The organism is Aneurinibacillus soli (assembly GCF_002355375.1).
Lineage (GTDB): Bacteria > Bacillota > Bacilli > Aneurinibacillales > Aneurinibacillaceae > Aneurinibacillus > Aneurinibacillus soli.
In genome coordinates, this window is sequence record NZ_AP017312.1 from 2,392,055 (window position 1) to 2,415,117 (window position 23,063).

Sequence of the window (23,063 nt, forward strand, 5' to 3'; positions counted from 1 at the left end):
ATCAATAAAATCGGTATTTTTCATATAGAGTAGCACATGCTAGTATAATAAATAAAGAAAATTAAGTAATTTCAGATAATATATGAGGAGGAGTTATACATGGCAGCACGTACGGGACAGCAGTATTTGGACGCGCTTACTGCGGCGAATAACGAAGTATGGATTCACGGAGAGCGGGTGGAGAAAGTAGCGGAACATCCGGCGTTCCGCAACATTGTGCAAAGTATGGTGAATCTGTATGATCTTCAGCATGAAAAAGCAGACAAAATGTTGTATACGTCACCGACAACCGGCAATCAAGTCGGCCTGTCGTTTATTGAACCGAAAACAAAAGAAGACCTGTTCGCTCGCCGTGAGATGATCACAGAATGGGCGCGCTACTCGGGCGGCATGATGGGCCGTTCCCCGGATTATCTGAATACAAGCGTTATGTCTTTCGGTACAGCGGGTTCGTTCTTTGCCCAGGGTGATCCGCGCTTTGCAGAGAATGCACGTAATTATTATGAATACTGTCGAGAGAATGACATTAGCCTGACGCATACGCTCATTCACCCGCAGGCGAATCGTTCTAAAATGCAGTCGGAGCAAAAGGACCCGTATCTTTCAGCCCGCATTGTCGAGAAAAATGCAGATGGTATTGTGGTAGATGGCTGTCGCCTGTTAGCCACACTCGGCGGAGTAACAGACGAAATTGTTGTGTTCCCTTCTACGTTGAACAAGGCGACATCGCAGGATGACCCATATGCGTTTGCGTTTGCGATTCCAAACAATACACCGGGTCTAAAATTCATGTGCCGTGAATCATTTGATTATGGCCGTAATCAGTGGGATCATCCGCTTGGCGCACGATTTGATGAAAGCGATGCCATTGTAGTATTTGATAAAGTGCTAGTGCCGTGGGAGCGCGTGTTTGTGTGTGAAAGCACAGACATTTGTAACCGTACCTATGTAGAGACGAATGCCGTCGTTCATATGACGCATCAAGTTGTCGCGAAAAACATCGCGAAAACAGAATTTACACTCGGTGTCATCTTGAGCATTATTGATGCGATTGGCATTGAGCAGTTCCAGCACGTGAAAGAAAAAGCGTCGGAAGTGATGATCGCGCTTGAAGTGATGCGCTCGCATATGTACCGTGCCGAACATAATGCAGCGATTGATAAATACGGCAATATGACGCCGGACTTTGCACCGCTTAATGCGGCACGTAACTGGTACCCAAAAATGTATCAGCGTATTGTTGAAATCATTCGTATCTTAGGTTCCTCTGGCTTGATGGCCATTCCGACAGAGGCAGATTTTGATCATGCCGAGATTGGCCCGCTTATGCACCGCTTTAACCAGGGGGCAAACATCGACGGTTACGATCGTGTGCAGCTGTATCGCCTCGCATGGGATATTGCAATTAGCGCATTCGGCAATCGTCAGGCACTGTATGAGTACTACTTCTTTGGGGATCCGGTTCGCATGTCGAATGTATATTATGACATGTACAACAAGCAGCCGTACAAAGATCTCGTAACGGAGTTCTTGAGCCGTGTTAAAAATCCAAATCATAAATATGCAGGTGTATAGCCTGTAAGTGAACGGCAGGTGGACCGGTGAGAAGAGCATTCTTTTCCCGGTCTACTTGAATGTGTGGCACGGTCATATAAGAGAGTAAAAGGAGTGAAATTAGATGAGCAGAGCAATAATCAAGCGCTTCGGGAGACTACAGACAGAAGAGGCATGGGTGAATCTGGGTGAACACACACTGGAGTTGAACGATAGACAGTATGATATCAACCAGCTTGCCTTTGCGGCTCCGATAGCGGGCATGATCTATGGGACACAATTGAACTACAAAGGGGCGCTTACCGCACTGGGTGGGGCAGTCAATGAAGCACCGTATATGGCGGCACCTAAAGCCCCGATTTTGTACATAAAGCCAGCGAATACAATTGCCGCGAATGGGGCTAGGATTCCCTTGCCGGATGATGTGCCAAAGCTTGCGATGGGAGCGGCACTTGGTGTTGTCATCGGTCACAGCGCGACCCGTGTGTGTGAGTCGGAGGCACTCGACTACGTAGCTGGCTATACGGTAGTGAATGATGTAAGCATTCCGCATGCGAGTGTGTACCGCCCGGCGATTGCCCAGCAAGCACGGGACGGATTCTGCCCGATTGGCCCGTGGGTAATCGAGCGGGATGCTGTCGCAGACCCGGATGCACTCGGGGTGCGGGTGTTCATTAATGGGGAGTTGCGTCAGAAAAATACGACTGCGAATCTGATTCGTTCGGTGACACGTCTGCTGGTAGATGTGACGGATTTTATGACGCTAAATCCAGGGGATGTGCTGCTTGTCGGTGTACCGGAAGATGCCCCGCTCGCCGGAGCAGGCGATCAGGTGCGGATCGAGATTGATGAAGTCGGCTGGCTTGAGAATACGGTTGTACCGGAGCGTGACTGGATGAAGGAGGGAGCTGTATGAAACGAGCACGTGTAGCGTATGGCGGAGCGATTCATAGCGCGGTTGAAATGGAGGGGAGCGTGAAGCTGGCGGATGGGCGTGTGGTGGCAGAGGATGCGGTAGTCTGGCTGCCGCCGATTGAGCCGCGCACCGTGTTTGCCCTTGGTCTGAATTATGCGGATCATGCGGCGGAGCTGGCGTTTACGGCACCGACTGAACCGCTTGTGTTTCTCAAAGGGCCGAATACGTTCATCGGCCATCGCGGCCAAACGCGCCGTCCGGCGGATGTGACATATATGCATTATGAATGTGAACTCGGTGTCGTCATCGGTCGTTCCGCACGCAAGGTAAAGCGGGAAGACGCATATGACTACGTGGCAGGCTATACGGTTGCGAACGATTATGCGATCCGTGACTACTTAGAGAACTATTATCGTCCGAATCTGCGAGTCAAAAACAGGGACACATGCACACCGATCGGCCCATGGCTTGTGGATGCTGCGGATGTAGCCGATCCAATGAATCTGGCGCTGCACACATATGTAAACGGCAAGCTCGTACAGCAAGGGACTACAGCGGACATGATTTTCAGTATTCCCGTGCTGATTGAATACTTGAGTAGTTTCATGACGTTAAATGCAGGGGATGTGATTCTCACCGGCACGCCGAAGGGCTCGGTTGATACGAAAGTGGGCGATGAAGTTATAACAGAGGTTGAGGGCATTGGGCGCCTGGTCAATACGATTGTGGGGGATGAAGTCTGATGCCGCATATTATTGTCGAATACACGGATAACATTAAGGTAGAAGGTGATATTTCCGGCCTCCTCCGAAAAATCAATGATGTCCTCATTGGTCGTGCGCCTCTGTTTCCGGTCGGTGGCATTCGTTCGCGGGCGATTGAATTGCAAGATTATTGCGTGGCGGACGGAACAGAGGATGATGCGTTCGTCCATGTGACGCTAAAAATTGGTGCAGGACGGTCTGAAGCAGACAAGCAGGCTGTATGCGATGAGTTATTTGAGAAGGTAAAGGAGCATTTTGCCGAGTTGTTTGCGACACGCTATCTGGCGCTGTCGATGGAACTGGTAGAATTTAGTGAAGTAGGGACGTATAAGCATAACAATATTCATGCGCGTTACAAGAAATAGTGTTCGGAGCTGTCGAAAAATTGGAAGCTAGTTCGGCAGCTCACGTAATCGTAAATGCCACTTGTACACAATGGAGAGCATACGCAGTATGGTCACAGCTATGAACAGCGAATACAATTCAACTACATTATGAGTATCCACCCATCCCATGCCAATCACGACGCCGACTAAAATCGCCCATACGGCATAAATCTCCTGCTGGAGAATCATCGGTTTTCGGCGGGCTAATACATCACGCAGCATGCCCCCGCCAATGCCTGTTACAATAGAAGAAAGAATAACGGCTCCAAGCGGCAAATGGAAGCTAAGAGCAAAAATCGCTCCCTGTATCGCAAATGCGGATAACCCGACGGCATCAAAAAAGTCATTCCAGCGATTCCAGGAATGCAGCCAGTTTTTAGGTAGCATATAAATGATCGTAATAGCTGCTAACGCAATGTACAGCAGAGAGCCCTGCTCCCATATTGGTTTAACGGGTAAGCCCATTAATACACAGCGAATATAGCCACCTCCGAACGATGCAGCCAAACCGAGGACGTATACCCCGAATATATCGTATTTTTCCTGCAGGGCAACAATGGCACCGCTAAAAGCAAATGCAATGATCGCCATACTATTAAAAAAATCCCACTCCATGTTGATCGCCTCAAGTCGAAAAGTCATTTTACAAAATGCTGATTCAAAGTATAAAGTTGTAAGCGTTTTTCACTCAATGTGGAAGTAACCAAAAAAAGTGCTGTTTGTTTGTGGATTTCCACAAATGACGAAGAGGGCAGCTTTTTGTGATATCGATAACGTTTGGGGGTGAGGGAGTGGGAGAAGAGAGGAGCCGTTCGTTTGGTTACGCTTGCAGGGAAGCTGGGACTGTCCGCTCCGGGAGCCCGGCGAACTCGCCCGCAAAGAAAGTTCTACGATGTTGATTCGCCGAAGGATTGCGGGCAAAGGCCCGTTCGACGTTCTCCCTCCGCTGAGTAGGCGCGTAAAGGCACTCTCTTGCTCCACCCTTCTCCCACTCCCCGCACAACGTTTCGGTTTACAAAAAACATGCACGCCAGAACGCTTCCTTATTTTTTACTTGTAGAGCAAAGCTCAGCCTCTTGATTATACTTGAGGGTTTTCATCCAAACTGCGTTAGGAGCGGGATCGGGCGGGGCAACGGAACGCCTGTACGCGACTCCCTAGCGGAAGGGGCTAGACGAACGGGCTTTTGCCCACAATGCTTCGCTGCAAATACATCGCGGGCATGTTTTGTGGGCGAGTTCGTCTGGCACCTGGAGCGGACAGTCCCCACTTCTCTGTAAGCGTACCAAAGTGACGAGGCCCTACCCGATCCCGCTCCTCCACCACACTTTGGAGAAACCCTCCACCAAGAACAAGAGACTGCCTCGGCCTCTTGATTTATGTTTGTCACACTTCAAAAACTCAGATAAAATCAAACATATAGATAAAACATAGGGCGGGGATTGTATGATTGCTCAAACTTCCTCTTCTCCTGCGCAAAAAACAGCGCCTACGCTGCGAATACAGGAGAAACTGCAAGGTATTTTTATTGGACTGTTAGCCTGTGGATACATTCTGCTCCAGTTTTTTCATCAGCACTGGTTGGAGATAGGGCTTAGTATTATAATCGGACTTATCATTGTCACGATTCTACCAACGCTTCGGGGTAGCACGATGGTCGTGAGCGTAGTTCTTCTCGTAGGTGGCATCATCTTGTTAAGTGCGAATCGGGCTCCTGTTCAAGAGTGGCTGGCCGGTTTTCGGATTAACTTAACGCTGGTGGCGCTTTTTATTTTTTCCCCATTGCTTGGGATTCCGATAAAAATAGGCGGATACGTGCAGGCATTGAAGAGTGTATTTAAGGAAAAGATGAATCAGCCTTACTTTTTCTTTCTCGGATCGTCGATCTTAACGCATATACTTGGAACTGTGCTGAATATCGGATCGACGGCGATTGTGTATCATCTGTCAACTGCTTCTAAAATTCGGGTCCCCCGTTTGTTAGCAGATGGGATCAGTCGAGGATTTGGGAGTGCGATCTTTTGGTCGCCGTACTTCGCAGCCATGGCGCTTGTGCTCAGTCAGCTGCCGATTACCTGGTCATCGATTGTACTACCTGCGATCGGTCTTGCTCTGATCAGCTTTGTCGTTAGCTTGCTCATTGATTTGCCGATTATTAGACAGGTCACGGCTGAGGATAATCAGGATGATGAAGAGGAGATCGTACATCAAACAGCAAGGACGAGTGGCATTAAAAAAGTAGTCGAGCTATTTAGTATCCTTCTCGCAATTATGGCGATTGTTTTAGTTATTGAGAGGCTATCTAATTTTGGAATGGTCGTCATTATTTGTCTCGTCTCGCTTGTTTTTTCGTTTGTATGGTGTATGCTAGCAGGGAAAACAGGTGAGTACGTACGAGAGCTTCGCGATCATACGTTTCTTTCAATTCCCCGGATGAAAAAGGAAGTTGTGTTATTTTTAGTGGCCGGATTTTTTAGCAGCGCGTTAAGTCATGTAAACCTGGGTACTTTTTTTGTGGAGCAGCTCAATCAAGTATTCGGATCTTTTATCATCGGTAAGGCGTGTTTTCTATCGATCCTCGTTGTACTTTCGGCGATGATTGGCTTGCATCCGATCATCATGATTAGCATTTTTGTGACAACGATCCAACCGGAGCTGATCGGAGTGAGTAATGCATTTTTTGCGGTGCTGCTTCTGGGGAGTTTTGGGATCGCGAATGTGATTTCGCCAGCATCAGGTGCGAATAATTTGCTTTCGAATGTGTTAAGGGCAGACATATTGGATGTCTCGATTCGCTGGAATCGTAACTATGTGTTCGCAATGGCTATTATTTTGCCGATTTATTTGCAACTCATTCGTTTGTAAGGCATGCTATAACGTAGAGGATGAATCCAGGCAAGGTGGTCATAGTGGTGAATTATATTGTAATGGATACAGAAATAAATGGACGTGTATGGAAAAGTCCGAATCCGATGGAAATCATTTCGATCGGTGCAGTAAAAATTACAGAGGAAGATATAAAAAACAAGACGTATACGTGTGAACGTTTTTATGAATACATTAAACCGGTGTATACATATACCGATTACGCGCGGAAGTTTACGAAAATACCGAGACAAACGATCGCAAAAGCTGAGTCGCTCGTGCGTGTGGTAGAAAAATTTAAGCGCTGGATTGGAGAAGAAGAGTACGTATTTATTGGATGGAGCGATTCAGATAAGCTCGCTTTGCTGCGTGATTGCAAAATGCACAAGATGGATGGGGAATGGATAGATCCGTATATTGATCTACAGGCATACATCAAAAGGTATGTTCCGGAGTCCAATCAGCAACAGCTTTCCTTGAAAAATGCGGTTGAAGTATTCGGTTTGCACTGGATCGGGGAAGAGCACGATGCGCTCGATGATGCGATGAACACGGCGAAAATATTTACGTTGCTGTGTGAAGATAAAACAGGAAATATCATTCAAGAATTTATGCGGGGTAGTTCGTGTAAGGTGTACCGGAAGTGTAAGCGATGCGGCACGTTTTATTATCCGAAATCAAATCGGCTTAAACGGGCGAAAGTATGCAAGCAGTGTTTTACGGAAGCGCAGAGAGTGCGGATAGAATGAACAAAAACCAGGTGTAGAGGAACGTCTCTGCACCTGGTTTTTGTTTTAGGCTTTGAAGTATGTGGCGAATAGTAGCATTGGAATACGGACAAGGTAAGAGAAGAAAAATGACACAGGGGGAACACGCATGAAAAGGAAACTTTTTCTCGGAACTTTTTTAGCACTACTACTATTTCAAGGCACAAGTTTTGCCGCTCCGTATGATCAATATACATCAACGGGGAGGGATACATTTTGGTCGCTTGCGCAGCGGGCAGGAGTACGTGCTTCTGACTTACAAGCGATTAATCCACTCGTTGATCCCAAAAACATTTGGAAGGGGTTGCTGATTAATCTTCCGAACGGGCATAAACCAATGCCTGGATTAATCCCCGCGAGTGAAGTATCGAGAAGAACGTATACCGTTCGGAGTCAGGATACGTTTTGGACGATTTCTAAAAAATTCGGCATCAATTTTTCCTACTTGATACAGGCAAATCCAAAAATCAACGATAAACATAACATCCAACCAGGATTAGTCATCAATATCCCAACCGTTCCTCCGTCCATTTCGCCCACTGCTAATTGGGAAACAAAGGCGAATTACATCATTGGATTGGCAAAAGACCAGTTCGATGTCCCGTATGTGTGGGGAGACACCACCCCGTGGGTTGGGTTGGATTGTTCGAGCTTGACGCAATACGTATTTGGTAAAATCGGAGTTAACCTTCCCCGCACCTCAAATTGGCAATTTCAATATGGAACTCCGGTAGCAAAAGATCAATTACGCAAAGGGGACCTCGTATTTTTTAAGGAACACGGCTCTTCTATCATCACGCATGTAGGCATCTATATGGGAAATGATCAAATGATTAATGCGGATACAGGTCCTAAAGATGGCGTGCAGATTGAATACATCTTTGGTGATGATTACTATAAAGCTTGTTATGCAGGAGCAAGGCGTTTTATTAAATAACAGTACAGATTTGGTCCCCTTCTCAATGAAGTGCATTACCTGAATCCAAAACATGATTCAGGTTTTTCTTTTTTCCACTCATGTCCGTTTCCTCCATGAGTTCATTTCCATATAAATAAACAAGATAATTTTTAATGAGGGTGAGGTGGATCAATGAGTGGAAATGTGTTAGTCATTGCCGCTCATCCCGACGATGAACTCCTTGGCACCGGTGGAACGATAAAAAAGCTAATTAATCATGGATGTAAAGTCACCACCGTTATTGTCGCAAAAGGACGTAAGGAAGAGGAAGATCACATTCGGCAGTTTATGATAAAAGCAAACAAACACGTAGGAGTAGAAGAGACTGTTTTTTTGGAATATCCCAATCTATTATTGGAAACCTTTCCGCTACATGTCATCAATAAAGAGATTGAAGCCTTACTGAACAAGTATGAACCCTCTATGATTTTTACTCATCATTATGGTGACATTAATCGTGACCATCAAATTCTCTTTCAAGCCGTTCTAACGGCAGCCCGTCCCCTACCTGGAAAACAACCCGTTGAAATTCTTTGTTTTGAAACGGTTTCTTCTAGCGAATGGACCCAGCACACGAATGATAAAGCATTTAAACCGAATTATTTTGTGGACATTACAGACACAATAGACGAAAAACTGAAAGCTCTTCAGTATTATGATATGGAGATGAGGCCGTTTCCTCATCCCCGTTCTTATGAAGGAGTAAAATATTTAGCCCATGTGCGAGGAATGACAGTAGGAGTTAATTATGCAGAAGCTTTTGAAATCATAAGGAGGGTATGGAAATGACAGATAAGAAGAACCATTCGAATCAAGGTGAACGAATGAGTGAGGTCTCTTCTAAGTTGATTCCATATCCTTATTTGATTTCTGCAATGGATCAATATTATGGCATAACTCCCTCCTATAAAAAACAATCAGGGACAAAGAAAGCTCAGGCACAGGCTCAGGCAAAGCCTAGCAAAAAGATGCGTATATTACTTACGACATTTTGGAAGTACCCTGCTGTTGGAGGATTGCAGAATTATTTAACAATGCTTAAGTCTGGTTTGGAAGAACTGGGGCATCGTGTTGATATTATTGCTCCCACCCAATTTGAGAGGGATAAACTTACCGGTTTACGCAAGGAAATAAAGAAAGATAATAAACAATTTTATCGTGACCGATACGGGTGCTATAGTGAAAAGATACTAGATAATGATCGGCATCTCTACAGTTATGAAATGATGTTACGAGATATGAATTTAGAGAGATATGATATTTTCCACGCTCAGGATCGGTTTACCGCCAATATACTAGGCGCATTAAACGAACGCTACAAAAAACCACTTCTTTTCACTCCCCATGGATTTATGACCCATAGCAAATTAAAGTTCAATCTAATCGAAAAGGATTCAATAGAAGCCACATACTTTTTGTCATTGGATAGAAAAGCGATTGAAAGTTCAAGCCAGGTAATCATTCTCTGTGAAGCCTTTCGCCCCATTCTAAAAAGTTTAGGTGCCGAGGATAGCCAAATGACAACGGTTTATACCGGTATCAATTTTAGGGCGGATAACATCGAGCAGAAAGCAAAAATGTTAGAAGACAAAACGATCATTACTTGTATCTCACGTCTTCGTCCTCGTAAAGGACATAAATATTTGTTTGAAGCTCTCGCTTTACTTAAAAACCAATTAAAAAATGTTGATGTATGGATTGTAGGGGATGGGGTCATGAGAGAAGAGCTGGAGAATCAAGTTCGTGCTCTACAATTAGACAACGTCTTCTTTTTAGGAAGCAGAACCGATGTTCCTGAATTGTTAAGTCAATCCGATATTGTTGTCCTACCAACCACGAGTGATACGCTACCGATTTCGATCATTGAGGCTATGTTCGCACAACGAGCGATTATTACGACGAATTGCGGTGGTATACCGGAACTGATTCAAGATTATCATTCTGGATTACTTACTGAACCGGGAAACGTTCAACAACTAGCCGAAAAATTATCGCTTCTTTTACACGACTCAACCTTAAGGGAAACAGTAGCCCAAAATGCCAGAAAGGTTGCCAAAAAACATTTAACCGTTACGAACATGGTAAAAAAAATAGAAGAGGTGTATCGATCGTTACTATAACAGGAGGAAGAAGAAATGCAACATGATATTCCGGCAGTTGTCCTTGATTTGAGTGCAACGGGGATCGGTATTGTTCGGAGTTTGAAAGAAAAGGGAATTCGAGTTTATGCGTATGATACGAAAGGGAAATATGAAATCGGAAAAACCTGGCATGCGACCTGCGGTATTTGTCCCAATCCCGCCTCTGAGGAAGAGGAACTACTTCGATTTTTAACGAGTATCGGAAAAAACTTTGCGGAGAAAGCGGTACTTTATGCCGGTTCTGATGACTTTGTTCAGTTTATTTCCAAATACAGAACGGAATTATCTCGATACTATCGTTTCCTACTCCCAGAACACTCACTCGTTGAAGCAGTGTTAGATAAAAGATTAACGTATGAATTGGCTCGCAAGCATAACATTCCATGTCCTAAAACATTTGTGATTCACGATGAGCATCAGCTTGAACAAATCATTCATGAAGTTACCTTTCCTTGTATTTTAAAACCGGTCTATTCTTCCGATTTCCGTAAACGAATCGATCACCGGCTGTATAAAAAAGCAATCATGGTAGAGCAGGCATCAGAATTGCGAGAAGGATATCTTTTTTATCGCCAATTTGGCGAACTAATGATTCAAGAAGTGATCCCCGGAAATGAGGCGTGCATTTATTCCGTTAAAACATTTTTTGATGAACAGATGAACGTAATCGGTGTATGGATGAATCAAAAAATTCATCAATTCCCCCCTCACTTTGGCTCCACGGCTCTTGCCCTAAGTGTAAGAGATGAAGAAGTGGTGGAGGCATGTGTATCATTCTTGAATGAACTACAATTCAAAGGATTAGCGATCACAGAATTTAAAAAAGATCCAAGGGATGGGAAGTTAAAATTTATTGAAATCAATCCAAGAATTGGGTTAACACAAAGGCTATCAATTGCTTGTGGCGTTGATTTAGCCTACTTGTATTATTTGTCGCTAACCGATCAGAACCCATCGCCGGTAAATAGACAAAAAGAGGGAATCAAGTGGGTGTATTTGGTCCGTGATTTTCTTTCTTTCCGTCAAAAGCAAAAAAATGGGGAGATGACGTTCACCGAATGGATAAAGTGTTTATCAGGAGGAGAGAAGGTAGAAGCTCTGTTTGCCTGGGATGATCCTTTGCCGTTTGTGAGGAGTTTTACCTCGCACTTGCGTAATTTATGGATAAGGAAATAGGATGATGCTCTTGAAGGTGGAACGTTCAGAATGTATAGAAGCGAGGGGATTGTTCCGTTGAGCAGTAAAGAAGAAATTTTAAACAATTGGCAAAAATTTCGTTGGGGAGATAAGCTTACATCTGTTTTCGGTAATACGGTTACGTTAGTGGATCATCAAATAGAAACTCTCAAAGACTCGCGAAAAAAAACGAGTATTTGGAAACTAGTTGTTACGGATGGGATTGAATCTATTCCGGTTGTTCTTAAAATTTTCAAACTGCCACTGAAAGAAAATCAAATGGTTGAAATTAATATGTATCAGAGAGCTTATACACTTTTGCAGGAATTTATGCCGCAAATGTATTGGATCGAGAATGTAAACAAGGAAGAAATCTGGTTATTCACACAGTATGTAAAGCCATTACGCGGACAAATCAAATTAGTCCCAAAACATTTGGAACAAATCATTCCTACCGTAGCAAATTTTCATGCCCTCACATTTGAAAATCGTTTTTTGCAGCATGCACACGTTTTCGATTCCTGGCTTCCCCGTTATGATTCAAAATTGATCACGTTGGAGAGAAGTAAACATATCGAAAAAACAAAGGAGTATCTCGACAAGGCCATGAAAGAACCTGGTCTAAGAGAAATGGTGGAACCTAGCTATAACGTTATCCACAAAATATTGCAAAAAGGTCCTATCTTTTTCCCTGAAATTATGGAGGCAGGGCAAAGTCTCATACACGGTGATCTCCATATTCACAATGTTTGCTGTACAAACGTAAATGAACAGCAAGCCTGGCCGATTCAATTGATTGATTGGGAGTCTGTGAAATATGCTCCGGTCTGGTATGACCTGGTGGTTCTTGTTGAATTATTAATTGACTTCCGTAAAGATTGGCATAAGAAAGCCGAAGACATTCGCAGTCATTGTGTTCATTTATATAGTAAAGAGATGCAAAGTAAGGGAATTGTCTTCCATGAGGATCCACTGAACTTGTTAAAAATGACCTATTTGCAGAGAGTTTTAGAAAAGCGGCTGCTTAATCATTTGCGCAGGGTATTGAACGGAGAAAAGAGCGCACTCCTAGGAAGATACCTGGAGAAAATCGTACTCTGGGGAAAAGAACTTGGACTTCTATAATAGAAATGAAGGAGAGGGATTAGGAATGGAAGATTTCAAGGATATAGTAACTAAGAATAACGGAACAGTCAGCGTTCAACATCTAAAAGGATACAGACAGATAGGCCAGGGAGGGGATGGAACGATCTATCAATTGACTTCTGAGCGGTGCGTCAAAATTTTTTATGAGGAAGAAACTCAACAAAGGGAGTTGGAGGCACTACAGGTGGGACAATTATCTTCCGTTATTCCCCGGCTTTATGAGTATGGCTCAAACTATATAGTCATGGAGTATGTGAACGGAACTTCTCTTAAGAAGATCGCAAAAAAAGAGCGGCAATTGTCTGAATCAATCGTAAGGAAAATTTTATTCATGCTGGAAGAAATGAAAAGAGTGGGATTTGCGAGACACGATACGGAGGTTCGTCACATTTTATTCAATGAGCAGGGGGAAATAAAAGTAATCGATCACAAGCGGGCGTTGACTTCAGCTAGAACTGTTCCTACTAAATTAGTAGCTGGATTAAAAAAGATGGGGGTTTTAAAAGAGTTTTTGGAACATGTGAATAAGCTTTGCCCATCTCTTTATGAGGAATGGAAACACATTTAATAAGAAGAAGCCAGCGTATATGGGAACGGTCCATGCGCTGGCTTTTTCTTATTGGTAAAGATTGCAGCTTTCGTCCTTAGCTAGAGTTCATTTGGATGTCCGATTCACTTGAACGAAAATTATAATATGCAAAATTTTCTTTTTTTCTAAAATTCACACATTTATCTGGTATGATAGTCATGTTTATTATGTTGCTATAGGATGATAGAGAGAGAGGGGTCGCTAGAATGAAAAGTATTAAATCAAAGTTATTGATGATTATAATTCCAATCATGTGTCTAGCTCTGATTGGAGTAGCATGGCTAAATCACAACAAAGCAAAAGAGTTTCTCGAACAAAACTTTCGTGAAAAGTCGATGGTTGAACTAGAGCTGCTAAGCATAAAATTAAATGATCAATTACAAATGCATGTGGAGCGTCTGTCCAATATTGCAACCGGTGAAGAGATGACGAGTATGAATCCGGTTGTGCAAATGACCTATTTGAAGCAAAAGCTAAAGGAATACCCGGAATATACGATGTTATTTGTAGCGAACAGTAACGGAGATGCACTCACAACAGAAGATAAACGAGCAAATATTGCAGACCGTCCGTACTTTCAACAAATTATGCAGGGGAGTAAGTATGTGATTTCGGAGCCGGTTGCGAGTAAAACAACAGGAAAGTTAAGCATTGTAGTAGCCAATCGCATTCAAAATAAGGAAGGAAAGACGATTGGGTTAGTGGGAACGACGTTTCCAATTGATACGCTGACTAAGATTGCAAGTGAAGTAAAAATCGGACAAACTGGCTATGCATGCATAACGCAAAAAGACGGGCTTATTATTGGCCATCCAAAAAAAGAATTAGTGATGAAAAGTAATGTGACAAAGCTAAACATACCAAAACTTGCCGAAGCACATGAAGCTGCGCAGCGTGGCGAAACTGGTGAGGTACGCTATGTATTTGATGGAGTGGACAAGTATACCTTTTATAAGAAACTCCCGATTACCGGATGGAGTATTTTCTTGACAGTGCCTGTAGCAGAAGCGTCTGTACAGTTAACATATTTAGCCAAGCTATCGTTTGTTAGCGCTTCTGTTGTCTTAATTTTCGCTATTATTGTTGTTGTTATCTTCTCTACTCGCCTGGTTCGTCCGATTCAAAAAATGAGTGAGTTGACCTCTCAGGTGGCGAATGGAGACCTGACCCTTAAGGTAGAGCATGCTGCAAACGATGAAGTCGGCCGATTAGGAGAGAATTTCAATGTGATGGTGAGGAAAATTCAAGATCTGTTAGGTCAGATTGGCAAAGTGTCGACCCATATTAAAGCGTCATCTGATACACTGGCGATTACAAGTCAGGAAACGAAAATGTCTGCCGAGCAGGTCGCGATTACGATTTCAGAATTAGCTTCTGGCACTGTGGATATTGCGTCATCAGTTACACACGCGACAAGTCAAATGAATGATATGGTTCAAACGGTTAACCGGATTGCCAATCATACAAGTGAAGTGTTATCCGCCTCCAATCAAAGTAAAGAATCAGCGGAGAGTGGCTTAGGGTATGCCAATGAAGCGATTCAAAAAATGACAGAAGTAAATGAAACGGTAAAACAGACATCCGAGATGATTCAAAAGCTGGATGAACGTTCAAAAGAAATTGGAAACATTGTAGGCATGATTACGAATATAGCGGAACAGACCAATCTCCTGGCGTTAAATGCCTCCATTGAAGCGGCACGAGCGGGTGATCATGGGAAAGGATTTGCGGTAGTAGCGGAAGAAGTGAGAAAGTTAGCCAATGAGACAAGCAACTCTGCTTCTCAAATCGCGGCACTAATTAAGGAAACACAACATGACAGTCAACGTGCCGTACAGTCCGCACAAAGCGGTACGCGTGTGGTGGAAGAAGGCTCAAGAACGGTCTATCAGGCAGGACAAGTGTTCGAGGAAATCGTCCTGCATATTGACAATGTGTTGCATAAGAATAAGGAAATTTATACCGCGATTAAAAGCTTAGAGGATGTAGGGCAGGAGATCGGGGAAAGTATGGAGCGGATTTCAGCCGTTACGGAGGAAGCATCAGCGGGAGCTGAAGAAGTGAGTGCAGCCAGTCAACAGCAGGCAGCGGGGGCGAATCAGATTTCCGGTGATGCGAACAGCTTAGCTTCCCTTGGTGATGAATTGCAGCAAGTGATGAAACAGTTCAAAATTTAGCAGCAGTAGAACAGGAAAACCCCCATCCATTTTGGTTACAGAACGGATGGGGGTTTTTGTTTTACGTCTTGAGCGTGTTCGCTAGCTCAATAAAGAAAGAAAGCGAATCAGGATTGCTCATCGAACCAGGACTTACACAGTTCTCTAGCGGGAAACCAAGCAGAATTTTACGGATTGGCACCTCCATCTTCTTACCATTTACGGTACGTGGAATTTGCTGAACGTGATAGATTTCATCTGGAATATGGCGGGAAGACGCCAGTTTGCCGATCCTTGTTTTGATTCGCTGCTTGAGTTCATCCGTAAGAGAGACACCGTCTTTGAGAACGACAAAGCAGGGCATAAAAGATTTTCTTCCTACGTACTCCAGATCGACAACTAAACTGTCAAGAACTTCATCCAATCCTTCCGTCGCTTGATACATTTCACTTGTTCCCATGCGAACTCCCTGGCGGTTAATCGTGGAGTCCGAGCGTCCGTAGATGACACAGCTGCCCGTTGATTTGATTTTGATCCAATCACCATGCCGCCACAAACCGGGGAACAGCTCAAAGTAGCTCTCGCGGTAGCGGCTTCCGCCTAGGTCATTCCAGAAATAAACCGGCATTGTGGGCATCGGAAGAGTAATGACGAGTTCTCCTACTTCATCCAAAACAGGGTTTCCTGCGTCATTGAAGGCTTCCACTTTCGCTCCTAATAGTCGACATTGTATTTCCCCGGCTCGCACTGGCAGGATGGGAGTTCCACCCACAAAGCCTGTACATACATCCGTTCCTCCGCTCGTACAGTTTACCCATATATCTTTTTTTACAGCCGTATAGAGCCATTCATATCCGTCCGGGGTCAGCGGTGCTCCGGTTACGCCGATGTTTTGCAGCTTGGTTAGATTGAACTGTTTCCCTGGATGAAGGCCTGATTTCATGCAGATCCCAATAAGCGCAGGACTAATGCCCAGCGAGGAAATCTCCGTTTTTTCCGCAAGTTCCCATAGAACATGAGGTCCTGGATAGGTAGGACTTCCATCATATTGCACAATCGTTGCCCCAACAAGAAGAGAACCGACCACATAATTCCACATCATCCAGCCGGTTGTAGTAAACCAGAATAAACGATCTTTTGAAGTAAGTCCTTGCTGAATCGCGAAGGTAGTTAGGTGCTGAAGAATGATCCCTCCTTGAGGGTGCACGATTGCTTTTGGGATGCCGGTTGTGCCGGACGAATACAAAATCCATAACGGATGATCGAATGGCAGATGCTCATAGGTGAGTTCTGTTTCCTCCTCGATAAGGTTCTCAAACAGTAACGCTTCTGTATCCGACTTATCATAAACATACGAGACAAGAATGGTTTTTTCTAAACCGGGAAGTGATGCCTGTAGTTCGCTAATTACAGCTCTTCTGTCATGTAGTTTCCCGTTATACCGATAGCCATCGACTGTGATCAATACTTTCGGTTCGATTTGCCGGAAGCGGTCAATGACGCTTGGTGTCCCGAAATCAGGTGAGCAGCTTGACCAGATCGCACCGATGCTGGCACAAGCTAAAAAAGCAATAATCGCTTGCGGAATGTTTGGCAGATAAGCCGCCACGCGATCGCCAGGTACTACTCCCATGTCTCTCAAGTTCTGGGCAAAAGAAGCCGTTTGTCTCTTGAGTTCGCACCAGGACATCTCGGTTAACGGTACATGTTCGGATTGAAATACAATGGCAGGACTTGTATCCGAAGCGTGTCTGAATACATGCTCCGCATAATTCAGCCTAGCTCCTGTAAACCATCTGGCTCCAGGCATGACGAGTTTTTCCAGCACCGTTGTATACGGAGCTAGAGACTGAATTCCGTGATACTGCCAGGCGCTTTCCCAGAAATCCTCCAGTGACTCCACAGACCATGTCCACAGGGCGTTGTAATCTGGAAACGATAAGCCTTTGTTATCTTTCAACCAGGTCGTAAACTTGTGAATGCCGGAATTCTGTATCCGTTCTTGATCGGGTTGCCAGAGAAGAGTCCCTTCTGTAATCGCTGTCATCGTATCACCTCATAGGTCACATTGCTACTTTCTTTATATTTATGATTATCTTGAAAAATAAGACTGGACCAGCTATAGTAAAAAGAACTGTATACGTTACGTTTTCTAGGGTTCCGCGAGAGTACATCGGTCTGGTCCGAGAGAAAACGCACAGCGCTGCTGTGGCACGGAGGGATAAAAGCCCGGGAGATATCTGTCAAACACAGAATATCTTCTGGGCTTTTTTGGTTGAATACGTCAAAGAAACGTGAGGAAAGAGAGGAGAAAGAAAATGAACAAGGAATGGGTGAAAGTGTTGATTGCGGCATTTTTCGAGGTGTTCTGGGTGATCGGCCTCAAGCATGCTTATGATGGATGGACGTGGCTTGGAACGGCGCTCTCGATTGGGATTAGCTTTTATTTACTCATTATGGCAGGTGAAAAATTGCCGGTTGGTACGGTGTATGCCGTTTTCGTCGGAATGGGCACAGCGGGAACCGTGCTTTCCGAGATGATCTTGTTTGGTGAGCCGTTCAATTTCATGAAAGTGCTGCTCATTTTGCTGCTTCTGGTTGGTGTGATTGGCTTGAAAATGGTGACAAAAGATGAAAAAGCAAAAACAGAAGGAGTTGAATCATAATGGCCTGGATGTATTTGGTGATAGCTGGATTGTGTGAAATGTTTGGCGTTGCCATGATTAATAAATGGCATCAAGATCGAAATCGGATCTCTTTTTTGCTCTTGCTTGCTGGTTTTGGTGCCAGCTTTCTTTTTCTTGAGCTTGCGATGGAAACATTGCCGATGGGAACCTCGTATGCGGTTTGGACAGGAATCGGGGCATCTGGCGGAGCCATCTTAGGCATGGTGCTATATGGGGAATCAAAAGACTGGCGCCGGATTTTGTTTATCTTGCTGGTGCTTGGTGCAGCTATCGGACTCAAGTTAGTTTCATAGAGGAGCGAGGGCAGCTCAGATGTCTGTACGTAATGGGCAATGGCACCCGCCAGCCGTGCAAATGATTCCTGAACTTTGGACGTAACTTGTGCGATTGCCTTGTTACCCTTATATCTTCTACTAAATAGAATAATAGTATCTATTTAGTAGAAGGAGAGGGAACATGTATGGACATAAATCGCATTATCAATATTGTAAAGGCGATTCCAAAGAATAAGTTACAGGATGATAAAACCATTCGAAAAGCCATTCAAGAGGCGGGAAAGGCAGCAGGAAAGACATTTTCAGATGCTGAACTTAACAAATATGTTCGACAGTTTAAAGGTTTTGCTCAAGGCGGATCGTCTTTGTCCTTACTATCCATGCTGTTAAAGTCTGGAGTTACGAAAAGTCAAATCGACGATATTAGGAAAAAAATAGGGCGTAAATAAGTAAAACAAAGCCATTTTGTTCGTAGGAATGGCTTTGTTTTATAGAAAGCTACGTAGACAGAAATTCGATTAATCGCATGCACAAGCGATAATCACAAGAAGGATAAAGAGAACCAGGATTACACCGATCTCCTCATTGTTATTAAAGAATCCCATGAAATTCACCTCCATATCTAGCAAGAGATGATAATACTCTATGTGTATGGAGCGGGGCGAGTGTTAGGCAAATACCGTCAAACACAAGCCTAAATATAAACATCATGATTTGTTTTTGAGGATATGGCGGATTGTACCCTGTGTACTAGATGATGATTGAGATGGGCGAATAGCGAGTAGGGAAAGAAGGACAGCCAATATACTGACCCCAGTTGCAGTAAAAAATAAAGTCTTTTGTGAAATCGTAATAAGTATAGCAAAGAGAGGAGGACCAAGTGCGACTCCAATAAATCGCATACTACTATATATGGATGTGATGGTTCCTCGTTCAGTTTTATCAAACCCTTCTGTAACCAAAGCGTCTAAGCTTGGCAAGGTAGCCCCAATTCCAACTCCACATAAAGAAAGTGCAACGAGCAGAATGGATAGATTTTGGAGAAAGCCCATCCATAAAACCCCTCCTGTAACCAGTAATAACCCTACAAACGTGATCCATTTCATGCGTATTTTGTTTTGTCCAATATATTTCCCGGTCACATAAGAAGTAAGACAAAGCGCAGCAAGAGGAATAGCCAGAATAAGCCCTTTTTTAATCCCGTCTATGTGATAAGTTCGTTCCAGTAAGGAAGATAGATAAAATTGAACACCAAACAGTATAAACATACAGATGATGCCAATCGCAAAAATGGAATACAGCCAGCGACCGTTTTTCCTGAAAATATGAACGATGGAGTTTTTAAATGCGGCGAGAGATTGTGGTTGTTCCTGTTTATTGGGTACTTTTACAAGGAAAAGGACAAGCAAGAGAGAAATCATACAAAGAAATGGTGTAGCGAAAAAAGGAAGATACCAAAATAAGGTGGCTAAAAAGGCACCCAGTATCGGACTTAGTACTTTGCCAAATGTGTTAGCTGTTTCGATGATCCCGAGATTGCTGCTTACTTGGCTGTCATCTTTAAACATATCTCCTACAAGAGGCATAACGATAGGAGCAGCTCCGGCAGCTCCGACTCCTTGCAGAAAACGACCGACAAGGATCATCATATACGGGTTTGTACTTTTCCATGCAGCCCATCCTGAAATGAGTCCGCCAACTCCAGCAATCAATAAGCTTGGAATAATAATCAGTTTTCGACCGAATCGATCCGATAAAAACCCAGCAATCGGGATAAGGATGATCGCAATAATGGAATATACCGTAATAATCATACTGGTCTGTAGGGATGTAATGGAAAGCTTGTTTTCCATTACGGGAAGGATGGGAATAAGCATGGAATTCCCGAGTGTCATAATAAGGGGGATCGAACTGAGAGCAATCAAATCCCACTTTTTTCTTTGCTCCATATAAATTCCTCTTTATTTATGTAATGTAGTACGCTTAGTATTGGTTTTCACTAGAAAAATAAACAAACATAATACACCAATTCAACATGGATGTATTTTCATCGCTTCTGTTATGTAAGCGTATCGAATGAAAGGGAAGAAAATGTTAATCATGCAGGAATTTTGCCGGATTACAATGAATCTTGTTTTAGAGATGATTATAAGTGAGGGAAGAAGATGAAATTATACACATTGTCAGCGATTGAGCTTGCAAAAGGTATTCGAAACGGAGAATTTACTTCATTAGAAGTAGTCCATTCGTTTATTGAAAGAATTAAAAGTAAGAATCAGGATATTAATGCTATTGCAATTCCGTTGTTTGACAAAGCGTGTGCTGAAGCGAAGAGGTGTGACGAGATGGTGGCAAGAGGAGAGTTTTTAGGGCCACTTCACGGCGTTCCTGTCACAGTCAAAGAAAGCATTCATGTAGCGGGAACACCGTCTACCTGGGGGATAGAAGGTAAGGATGACTTGCTGAAAGAAGACGATCCTTCTGTAGAAAGATTACAAAATGCTGGGGCGATCATTCTCGCTAAAACTAACCCCATGCAGCTATTAATGGGATGTGAAACCTTTAATCCGGTATACGGACGAACAAACAATCCCTGGAATCTTCAACGAACATCCGGGGGAAGTTCTGGAGGCGAAGGTGCTGCTGTCGCGTCTATGTTTTCCGCACTTGGCATTGGTACAGACATTGGCGGGAGTATTCGAACGCCCGCTCATTTTTGTGGAGTTCATGGCCTAAAACCTACTCCGGGAATAGTACCGCAACATCCGCCAAAACGGATCACCCATATTAGAAGAGAAGCGGGGGCGATGTCTTCCGTTGGACCAATAGCCAGAACTGTAGCAGATTTAAAGCTGGCATTCGAGGTTTTAGTGGGCAAAGAAATAAACCTTCAAACAATTGACGGTCTGAAAATTGGCGTTTGGACAACGGATCACATCCTTCCTCCCTCTCGTTCTATTATAAGAGCGATAGAAGAAGCTGCTGGCGTATTAGCAGAGCGTGGCGCAAATGTAGTCGCTTATGAATTTCCGTTAATGAAAGAAAGTATGCAAAACTTTTACGGGATTATGTGTGCAGACGGAGGTAAAGGCGTCGAGGAAACGCTTGGGGCATCCAAATGGGAATACCCCGTACAAAAGTTACATAGTGCTCAAAGGTTGGGAAGGGGCAAGCGAAAACTGGCGGTCTCTGTTCTTAAATTACTAGGACAACAAACGATCGGATCGGTTATTCTGCCATTCACGGGTGCCAAAACAGAAGAAGAATATCAGCAGCTGTTATTACATCGAGAGCAATATCGAGATCAGGTTATACACGATATGCAGGCAAAAGGGGTGGACGCTGTTATTTGCCCTGTTTTTCCAACGCCAGCGTTATTTCATAATGGTTCTAGAAATCTTTCGTACGAGGGGGCGTACAATTCGCTCATCAATTATTTAGGGTTTCCTTCTGGTGCTTTTTCGTACAGTTTTGTTAAAAGTGGGGAAGAAGTTCTTGAACGAAACAAACGCGACATCGTTCAAAAAGCGGCGATGGATGCGGAAACAGGCTCGCGAGGTCTTCCTGTCGCGGTACAAATTATTTCGCGGCCTCATAAAGAAAACATTGTGTTATCCATTATGGCTCAATTAGAAGAAAGCTCAAGAGAAAGAAGCGACTACCCGCCAACAAGATGCGCTCTTTTGTTCGAATGAAATAAAAGATGCAGGAAGTGTTCAAAAGGAATAGTAATAACTAAATGGCTTACCTGCTTTTTTGTAGTAGCGCCTCCGAAACGCCAATAAAATATTCGGATTCACGCCTGATGTGGTTCAATACAGTGATAGCAGTTGGATTACTTTTTAATGCAGCGCTTTCTGCTGCGAGTTGATTTAAGAATTGGACAAATTGCTGGCTTTGCTGTAGTGCGAAGTGTACCAGATGCATGATTTCATTGTATATCATAGGTGAAATATGGTAGCCAGATCCTGATACAATCTCGATATACCGTACAAAAAGTGCATGTGTTTGTGAAAAGGCTTGTTCCCACGCTTGCAGAGCCTGCACAAAAGCAGGTTCTAGGTTAGGGACTAAAGCGCGAATCACTTGTGTATGTTCAGCTTCTAGCCTAGTGTATTAGTATTTGATACATAGCCTATGTAGGAAGAAAGAAAAAGGCTACACGAATGTTGCCATCGCAGATACCATATATACAGTAGATTAATACTACACGTAGGGATCACCTCGTATGTAACGTACCATAATGTAAGAAAGGGGGAATTGTTAGTTGTTGTTATCTGGAAGTGAATGTGCTATACTAAATTCAAGAATTAATTATGTATTGATATTTATAATTCACATGTTATCAGGGGTTATATTTTCAGTGTATATGTGACCCATGATAATATGTGAATTTTTATTTTTTACGGCAAATATTAAGTAGCATATTAACTAAACTTTTGGAGGTTCTTAATGAACACAGGTACAGTAAAATGGTTTAATGCAGAAAAAGGTTTTGGCTTTATTGAAAGAGAAGATGGCGATGATGTATTCGTACATTTCTCTGCGATTACAGGAGATGGATTCAAATCTCTTGAAGAAGGTCAGCGCGTTAGCTTTGATATTACGCAAGGCAACCGTGGAGATCAAGCGGCAAACGTTTCTAAGTTATAAACCAATAACAAAAAGCTTATACGATAAATG

23 protein-coding genes and 1 riboswitch are annotated in these 23,063 nt (G+C 43.6%); of the genes, 18 read left to right on the top strand and 5 right to left on the bottom strand.

Annotation, left to right across the window (positions count from 1 at the left end):
* Positions 1–99 precede the first annotated feature (99 nt).
* The 4 genes from hpaB to CB4_RS12165 all read left to right on the top strand — a co-directional run bounded on the left by hpaB (position 100) and on the right by CB4_RS12165 (position 3,599).
* The gene (hpaB, locus tag CB4_RS12150) at positions 100–1,575 is read left to right on the top strand and encodes a 4-hydroxyphenylacetate 3-monooxygenase, oxygenase component (RefSeq protein ID WP_096466058.1); all 1,476 of its coding nucleotides are present in this window, start codon (positions 100–102) and stop codon (positions 1,573–1,575) included.
* A 103-nt stretch (positions 1,576–1,678) separates the two neighbouring features.
* Complete coding sequence (locus CB4_RS12155) at positions 1,679–2,470, top strand: fumarylacetoacetate hydrolase family protein (protein WP_096466059.1); 792 nt, start codon at positions 1,679–1,681, stop codon at positions 2,468–2,470.
* Positions 2,467–3,213 (top strand): fumarylacetoacetate hydrolase family protein, encoded by a 747-nt coding sequence (locus tag CB4_RS12160; RefSeq protein ID WP_096466060.1) that lies wholly within the window; start codon positions 2,467–2,469, stop codon positions 3,211–3,213. Before CB4_RS12155 ends, CB4_RS12160 begins: the two co-directional genes overlap by 4 nt.
* Positions 3,213–3,599 carry a 5-carboxymethyl-2-hydroxymuconate Delta-isomerase gene (locus tag CB4_RS12165; protein WP_096466061.1) on the top strand — a complete coding sequence of 129 codons (387 nt, stop codon included), beginning with the start codon at positions 3,213–3,215 and terminating at the stop codon, positions 3,597–3,599. Before CB4_RS12160 ends, CB4_RS12165 begins: the two co-directional genes overlap by 1 nt.
* Before the next feature lie 27 nt (positions 3,600–3,626).
* On the opposite strand, the gene CB4_RS12170 is transcribed toward CB4_RS12165, so the two are convergent.
* Positions 3,627–4,262: a trimeric intracellular cation channel family protein gene (locus CB4_RS12170; RefSeq protein WP_231955984.1), complete on the bottom strand. Its 636-nt coding sequence runs from the start codon at positions 4,260–4,262 to the stop codon at positions 3,627–3,629.
* Positions 4,263–4,790: 528 nt separating this feature from the next.
* Entirely contained in the window at positions 4,791–4,946 is a 156-nt protein-coding gene (locus tag CB4_RS21035; protein ID WP_157737958.1) for a hypothetical protein, read from the bottom strand.
* A 120-nt stretch (positions 4,947–5,066) separates the two neighbouring features.
* Between CB4_RS21035 and CB4_RS12175 the strand changes: the two genes are divergently transcribed.
* From CB4_RS12175 to CB4_RS12215, 9 genes are all read left to right on the top strand, one after another.
* A complete protein-coding gene (locus CB4_RS12175; protein ID WP_096466063.1) occupies positions 5,067–6,485 on the top strand; it encodes a hypothetical protein in 1,419 nt (472 codons plus the stop codon).
* Between the two features lie 47 nt (positions 6,486–6,532).
* Complete coding sequence (locus tag CB4_RS12180; protein WP_157737959.1) at positions 6,533–7,234, top strand: 3'-5' exonuclease; 702 nt, start codon at positions 6,533–6,535, stop codon at positions 7,232–7,234.
* A gap of 127 nt (positions 7,235–7,361) precedes the next feature.
* Positions 7,362–8,189: a LysM peptidoglycan-binding domain-containing C40 family peptidase gene (locus CB4_RS12185; protein WP_096466065.1), complete on the top strand. Its 828-nt coding sequence runs from the start codon at positions 7,362–7,364 to the stop codon at positions 8,187–8,189.
* A 153-nt stretch (positions 8,190–8,342) separates the two neighbouring features.
* Positions 8,343–8,999 carry a PIG-L deacetylase family protein gene (locus CB4_RS12190; protein ID WP_096466066.1) on the top strand — a complete coding sequence of 219 codons (657 nt, stop codon included), beginning with the start codon at positions 8,343–8,345 and terminating at the stop codon, positions 8,997–8,999.
* A complete protein-coding gene (locus tag CB4_RS12195; RefSeq protein ID WP_231955985.1) occupies positions 8,996–10,330 on the top strand; it encodes a glycosyltransferase family 4 protein in 1,335 nt (444 codons plus the stop codon). Before CB4_RS12190 ends, CB4_RS12195 begins: the two co-directional genes overlap by 4 nt.
* 15 nt (positions 10,331–10,345) lie before the next feature.
* Complete coding sequence (locus CB4_RS12200) at positions 10,346–11,527, top strand: carboxylate--amine ligase (protein WP_096466067.1); 1,182 nt, start codon at positions 10,346–10,348, stop codon at positions 11,525–11,527.
* 57 nt (positions 11,528–11,584) lie between these two features.
* The gene (locus CB4_RS12205) at positions 11,585–12,652 is read left to right on the top strand and encodes an aminoglycoside phosphotransferase family protein (protein WP_157737960.1); all 1,068 of its coding nucleotides are present in this window, start codon (positions 11,585–11,587) and stop codon (positions 12,650–12,652) included.
* A 25-nt stretch (positions 12,653–12,677) separates the two neighbouring features.
* The gene (locus CB4_RS12210) at positions 12,678–13,241 is read left to right on the top strand and encodes an AarF/UbiB family protein (RefSeq protein ID WP_096466069.1); all 564 of its coding nucleotides are present in this window, start codon (positions 12,678–12,680) and stop codon (positions 13,239–13,241) included.
* Between the two features lie 227 nt (positions 13,242–13,468).
* On the top strand, positions 13,469–15,439 hold the full coding sequence (locus CB4_RS12215; RefSeq protein ID WP_096466070.1) for a methyl-accepting chemotaxis protein: 1,971 nt from the start codon (positions 13,469–13,471) through the stop codon (positions 15,437–15,439).
* 61 nt (positions 15,440–15,500) lie between these two features.
* Here the strand turns inward: CB4_RS12215 and CB4_RS12220 are convergent, their stop codons facing one another.
* The gene (locus tag CB4_RS12220) at positions 15,501–17,465 is read right to left on the bottom strand and encodes an acetoacetate--CoA ligase (protein WP_096466071.1); all 1,965 of its coding nucleotides are present in this window, start codon (positions 17,463–17,465) and stop codon (positions 15,501–15,503) included.
* 94 nt (positions 17,466–17,559) lie between these two features.
* Positions 17,560–17,656, top strand: a riboswitch (guanidine-I (ykkC/yxkD leader).
* An 80-nt stretch (positions 17,657–17,736) separates the two neighbouring features.
* Here CB4_RS12220 and CB4_RS12225 point away from each other — a divergent pair.
* The 3 genes from CB4_RS12225 (at position 17,737) to CB4_RS12235 (ending at position 18,829) form a co-directional block, all read left to right on the top strand.
* Entirely contained in the window at positions 17,737–18,084 is a 348-nt protein-coding gene (locus CB4_RS12225) for a DMT family transporter (protein WP_096466072.1), read from the top strand.
* On the top strand, positions 18,084–18,398 hold the full coding sequence (locus tag CB4_RS12230) for a DMT family transporter (RefSeq protein ID WP_096466073.1): 315 nt from the start codon (positions 18,084–18,086) through the stop codon (positions 18,396–18,398). The genes CB4_RS12225 and CB4_RS12230 overlap by 1 nt, the downstream gene beginning before the upstream one ends.
* 167 nt (positions 18,399–18,565) lie before the next feature.
* Positions 18,566–18,829, top strand: a complete 264-nt coding sequence (locus CB4_RS12235) for a hypothetical protein (RefSeq protein WP_096466074.1) — start codon at positions 18,566–18,568, stop codon at positions 18,827–18,829.
* Positions 18,830–19,087: 258 nt separating this feature from the next.
* Here CB4_RS12235 and CB4_RS12240 read toward each other — a convergent pair whose 3' ends face one another.
* The gene (locus tag CB4_RS12240) at positions 19,088–20,329 is read right to left on the bottom strand and encodes a bacillibactin exporter BcbE (protein WP_096466075.1); all 1,242 of its coding nucleotides are present in this window, start codon (positions 20,327–20,329) and stop codon (positions 19,088–19,090) included.
* A gap of 216 nt (positions 20,330–20,545) precedes the next feature.
* On the opposite strand from CB4_RS12240, the gene CB4_RS12245 reads away from it, so the two are divergent.
* Positions 20,546–22,075: an amidase gene (locus CB4_RS12245; protein ID WP_096466076.1), complete on the top strand. Its 1,530-nt coding sequence runs from the start codon at positions 20,546–20,548 to the stop codon at positions 22,073–22,075.
* A gap of 49 nt (positions 22,076–22,124) precedes the next feature.
* On the opposite strand, the gene CB4_RS12250 is transcribed toward CB4_RS12245, so the two are convergent.
* The gene (locus tag CB4_RS12250; RefSeq protein WP_096466077.1) at positions 22,125–22,466 is read right to left on the bottom strand and encodes a DUF2935 domain-containing protein; all 342 of its coding nucleotides are present in this window, start codon (positions 22,464–22,466) and stop codon (positions 22,125–22,127) included.
* 366 nt (positions 22,467–22,832) lie between these two features.
* Between CB4_RS12250 and CB4_RS12255 the strand changes: the two genes are divergently transcribed.
* On the top strand, positions 22,833–23,033 hold the full coding sequence (locus tag CB4_RS12255) for a cold-shock protein (protein WP_021624313.1): 201 nt from the start codon (positions 22,833–22,835) through the stop codon (positions 23,031–23,033).
* Positions 23,034–23,063 lie beyond the last annotated feature (30 nt).

Excerpts from the sequence above, each read along its gene's own strand:
- CB4_RS12175 (WP_096466063.1), top strand. The coding sequence starts at position 5,067 with ATGATTGCTCAAACTTCCTCTTCTCCTGCGCAAAAAACAGCGCCTACG.
- CB4_RS12230 (WP_096466073.1), top strand. The coding sequence starts at position 18,084 with ATGGCCTGGATGTATTTGGTGATAGCTGGATTGTGTGAAATGTTTGGC.
- CB4_RS12240 (WP_096466075.1), bottom strand. The coding sequence starts at position 20,329 with ATGGAGCAAAGAAAAAAGTGGGATTTGATTGCTCTCAGTTCGATCCCC.
- CB4_RS12165 (WP_096466061.1), top strand. The coding sequence starts at position 3,213 with ATGCCGCATATTATTGTCGAATACACGGATAACATTAAGGTAGAAGGT.
- CB4_RS12190 (WP_096466066.1), top strand. The coding sequence starts at position 8,343 with ATGAGTGGAAATGTGTTAGTCATTGCCGCTCATCCCGACGATGAACTC.
- CB4_RS12245 (WP_096466076.1), top strand. The coding sequence starts at position 20,546 with ATGAAATTATACACATTGTCAGCGATTGAGCTTGCAAAAGGTATTCGA.
- CB4_RS12185 (WP_096466065.1), top strand. The coding sequence starts at position 7,362 with ATGAAAAGGAAACTTTTTCTCGGAACTTTTTTAGCACTACTACTATTT.
- hpaB (WP_096466058.1), top strand. The coding sequence starts at position 100 with ATGGCAGCACGTACGGGACAGCAGTATTTGGACGCGCTTACTGCGGCG.
- CB4_RS12155 (WP_096466059.1), top strand. The coding sequence starts at position 1,679 with ATGAGCAGAGCAATAATCAAGCGCTTCGGGAGACTACAGACAGAAGAG.
- CB4_RS12225 (WP_096466072.1), top strand. The coding sequence starts at position 17,737 with ATGAACAAGGAATGGGTGAAAGTGTTGATTGCGGCATTTTTCGAGGTG.
- CB4_RS12210 (WP_096466069.1), top strand. The coding sequence starts at position 12,678 with ATGGAAGATTTCAAGGATATAGTAACTAAGAATAACGGAACAGTCAGC.
- CB4_RS12200 (WP_096466067.1), top strand. The coding sequence starts at position 10,346 with ATGCAACATGATATTCCGGCAGTTGTCCTTGATTTGAGTGCAACGGGG.
- CB4_RS12160 (WP_096466060.1), top strand. The coding sequence starts at position 2,467 with ATGAAACGAGCACGTGTAGCGTATGGCGGAGCGATTCATAGCGCGGTT.
- CB4_RS12215 (WP_096466070.1), top strand. The coding sequence starts at position 13,469 with ATGAAAAGTATTAAATCAAAGTTATTGATGATTATAATTCCAATCATG.
- CB4_RS12195 (WP_231955985.1), top strand. The coding sequence starts at position 8,996 with ATGACAGATAAGAAGAACCATTCGAATCAAGGTGAACGAATGAGTGAG.
- CB4_RS12235 (WP_096466074.1), top strand. The coding sequence starts at position 18,566 with ATGGACATAAATCGCATTATCAATATTGTAAAGGCGATTCCAAAGAAT.
- CB4_RS12170 (WP_231955984.1), bottom strand. The coding sequence starts at position 4,262 with ATGACTTTTCGACTTGAGGCGATCAACATGGAGTGGGATTTTTTTAAT.
- CB4_RS12255 (WP_021624313.1), top strand. The coding sequence starts at position 22,833 with ATGAACACAGGTACAGTAAAATGGTTTAATGCAGAAAAAGGTTTTGGC.
- CB4_RS12220 (WP_096466071.1), bottom strand. The coding sequence starts at position 17,465 with ATGACAGCGATTACAGAAGGGACTCTTCTCTGGCAACCCGATCAAGAA.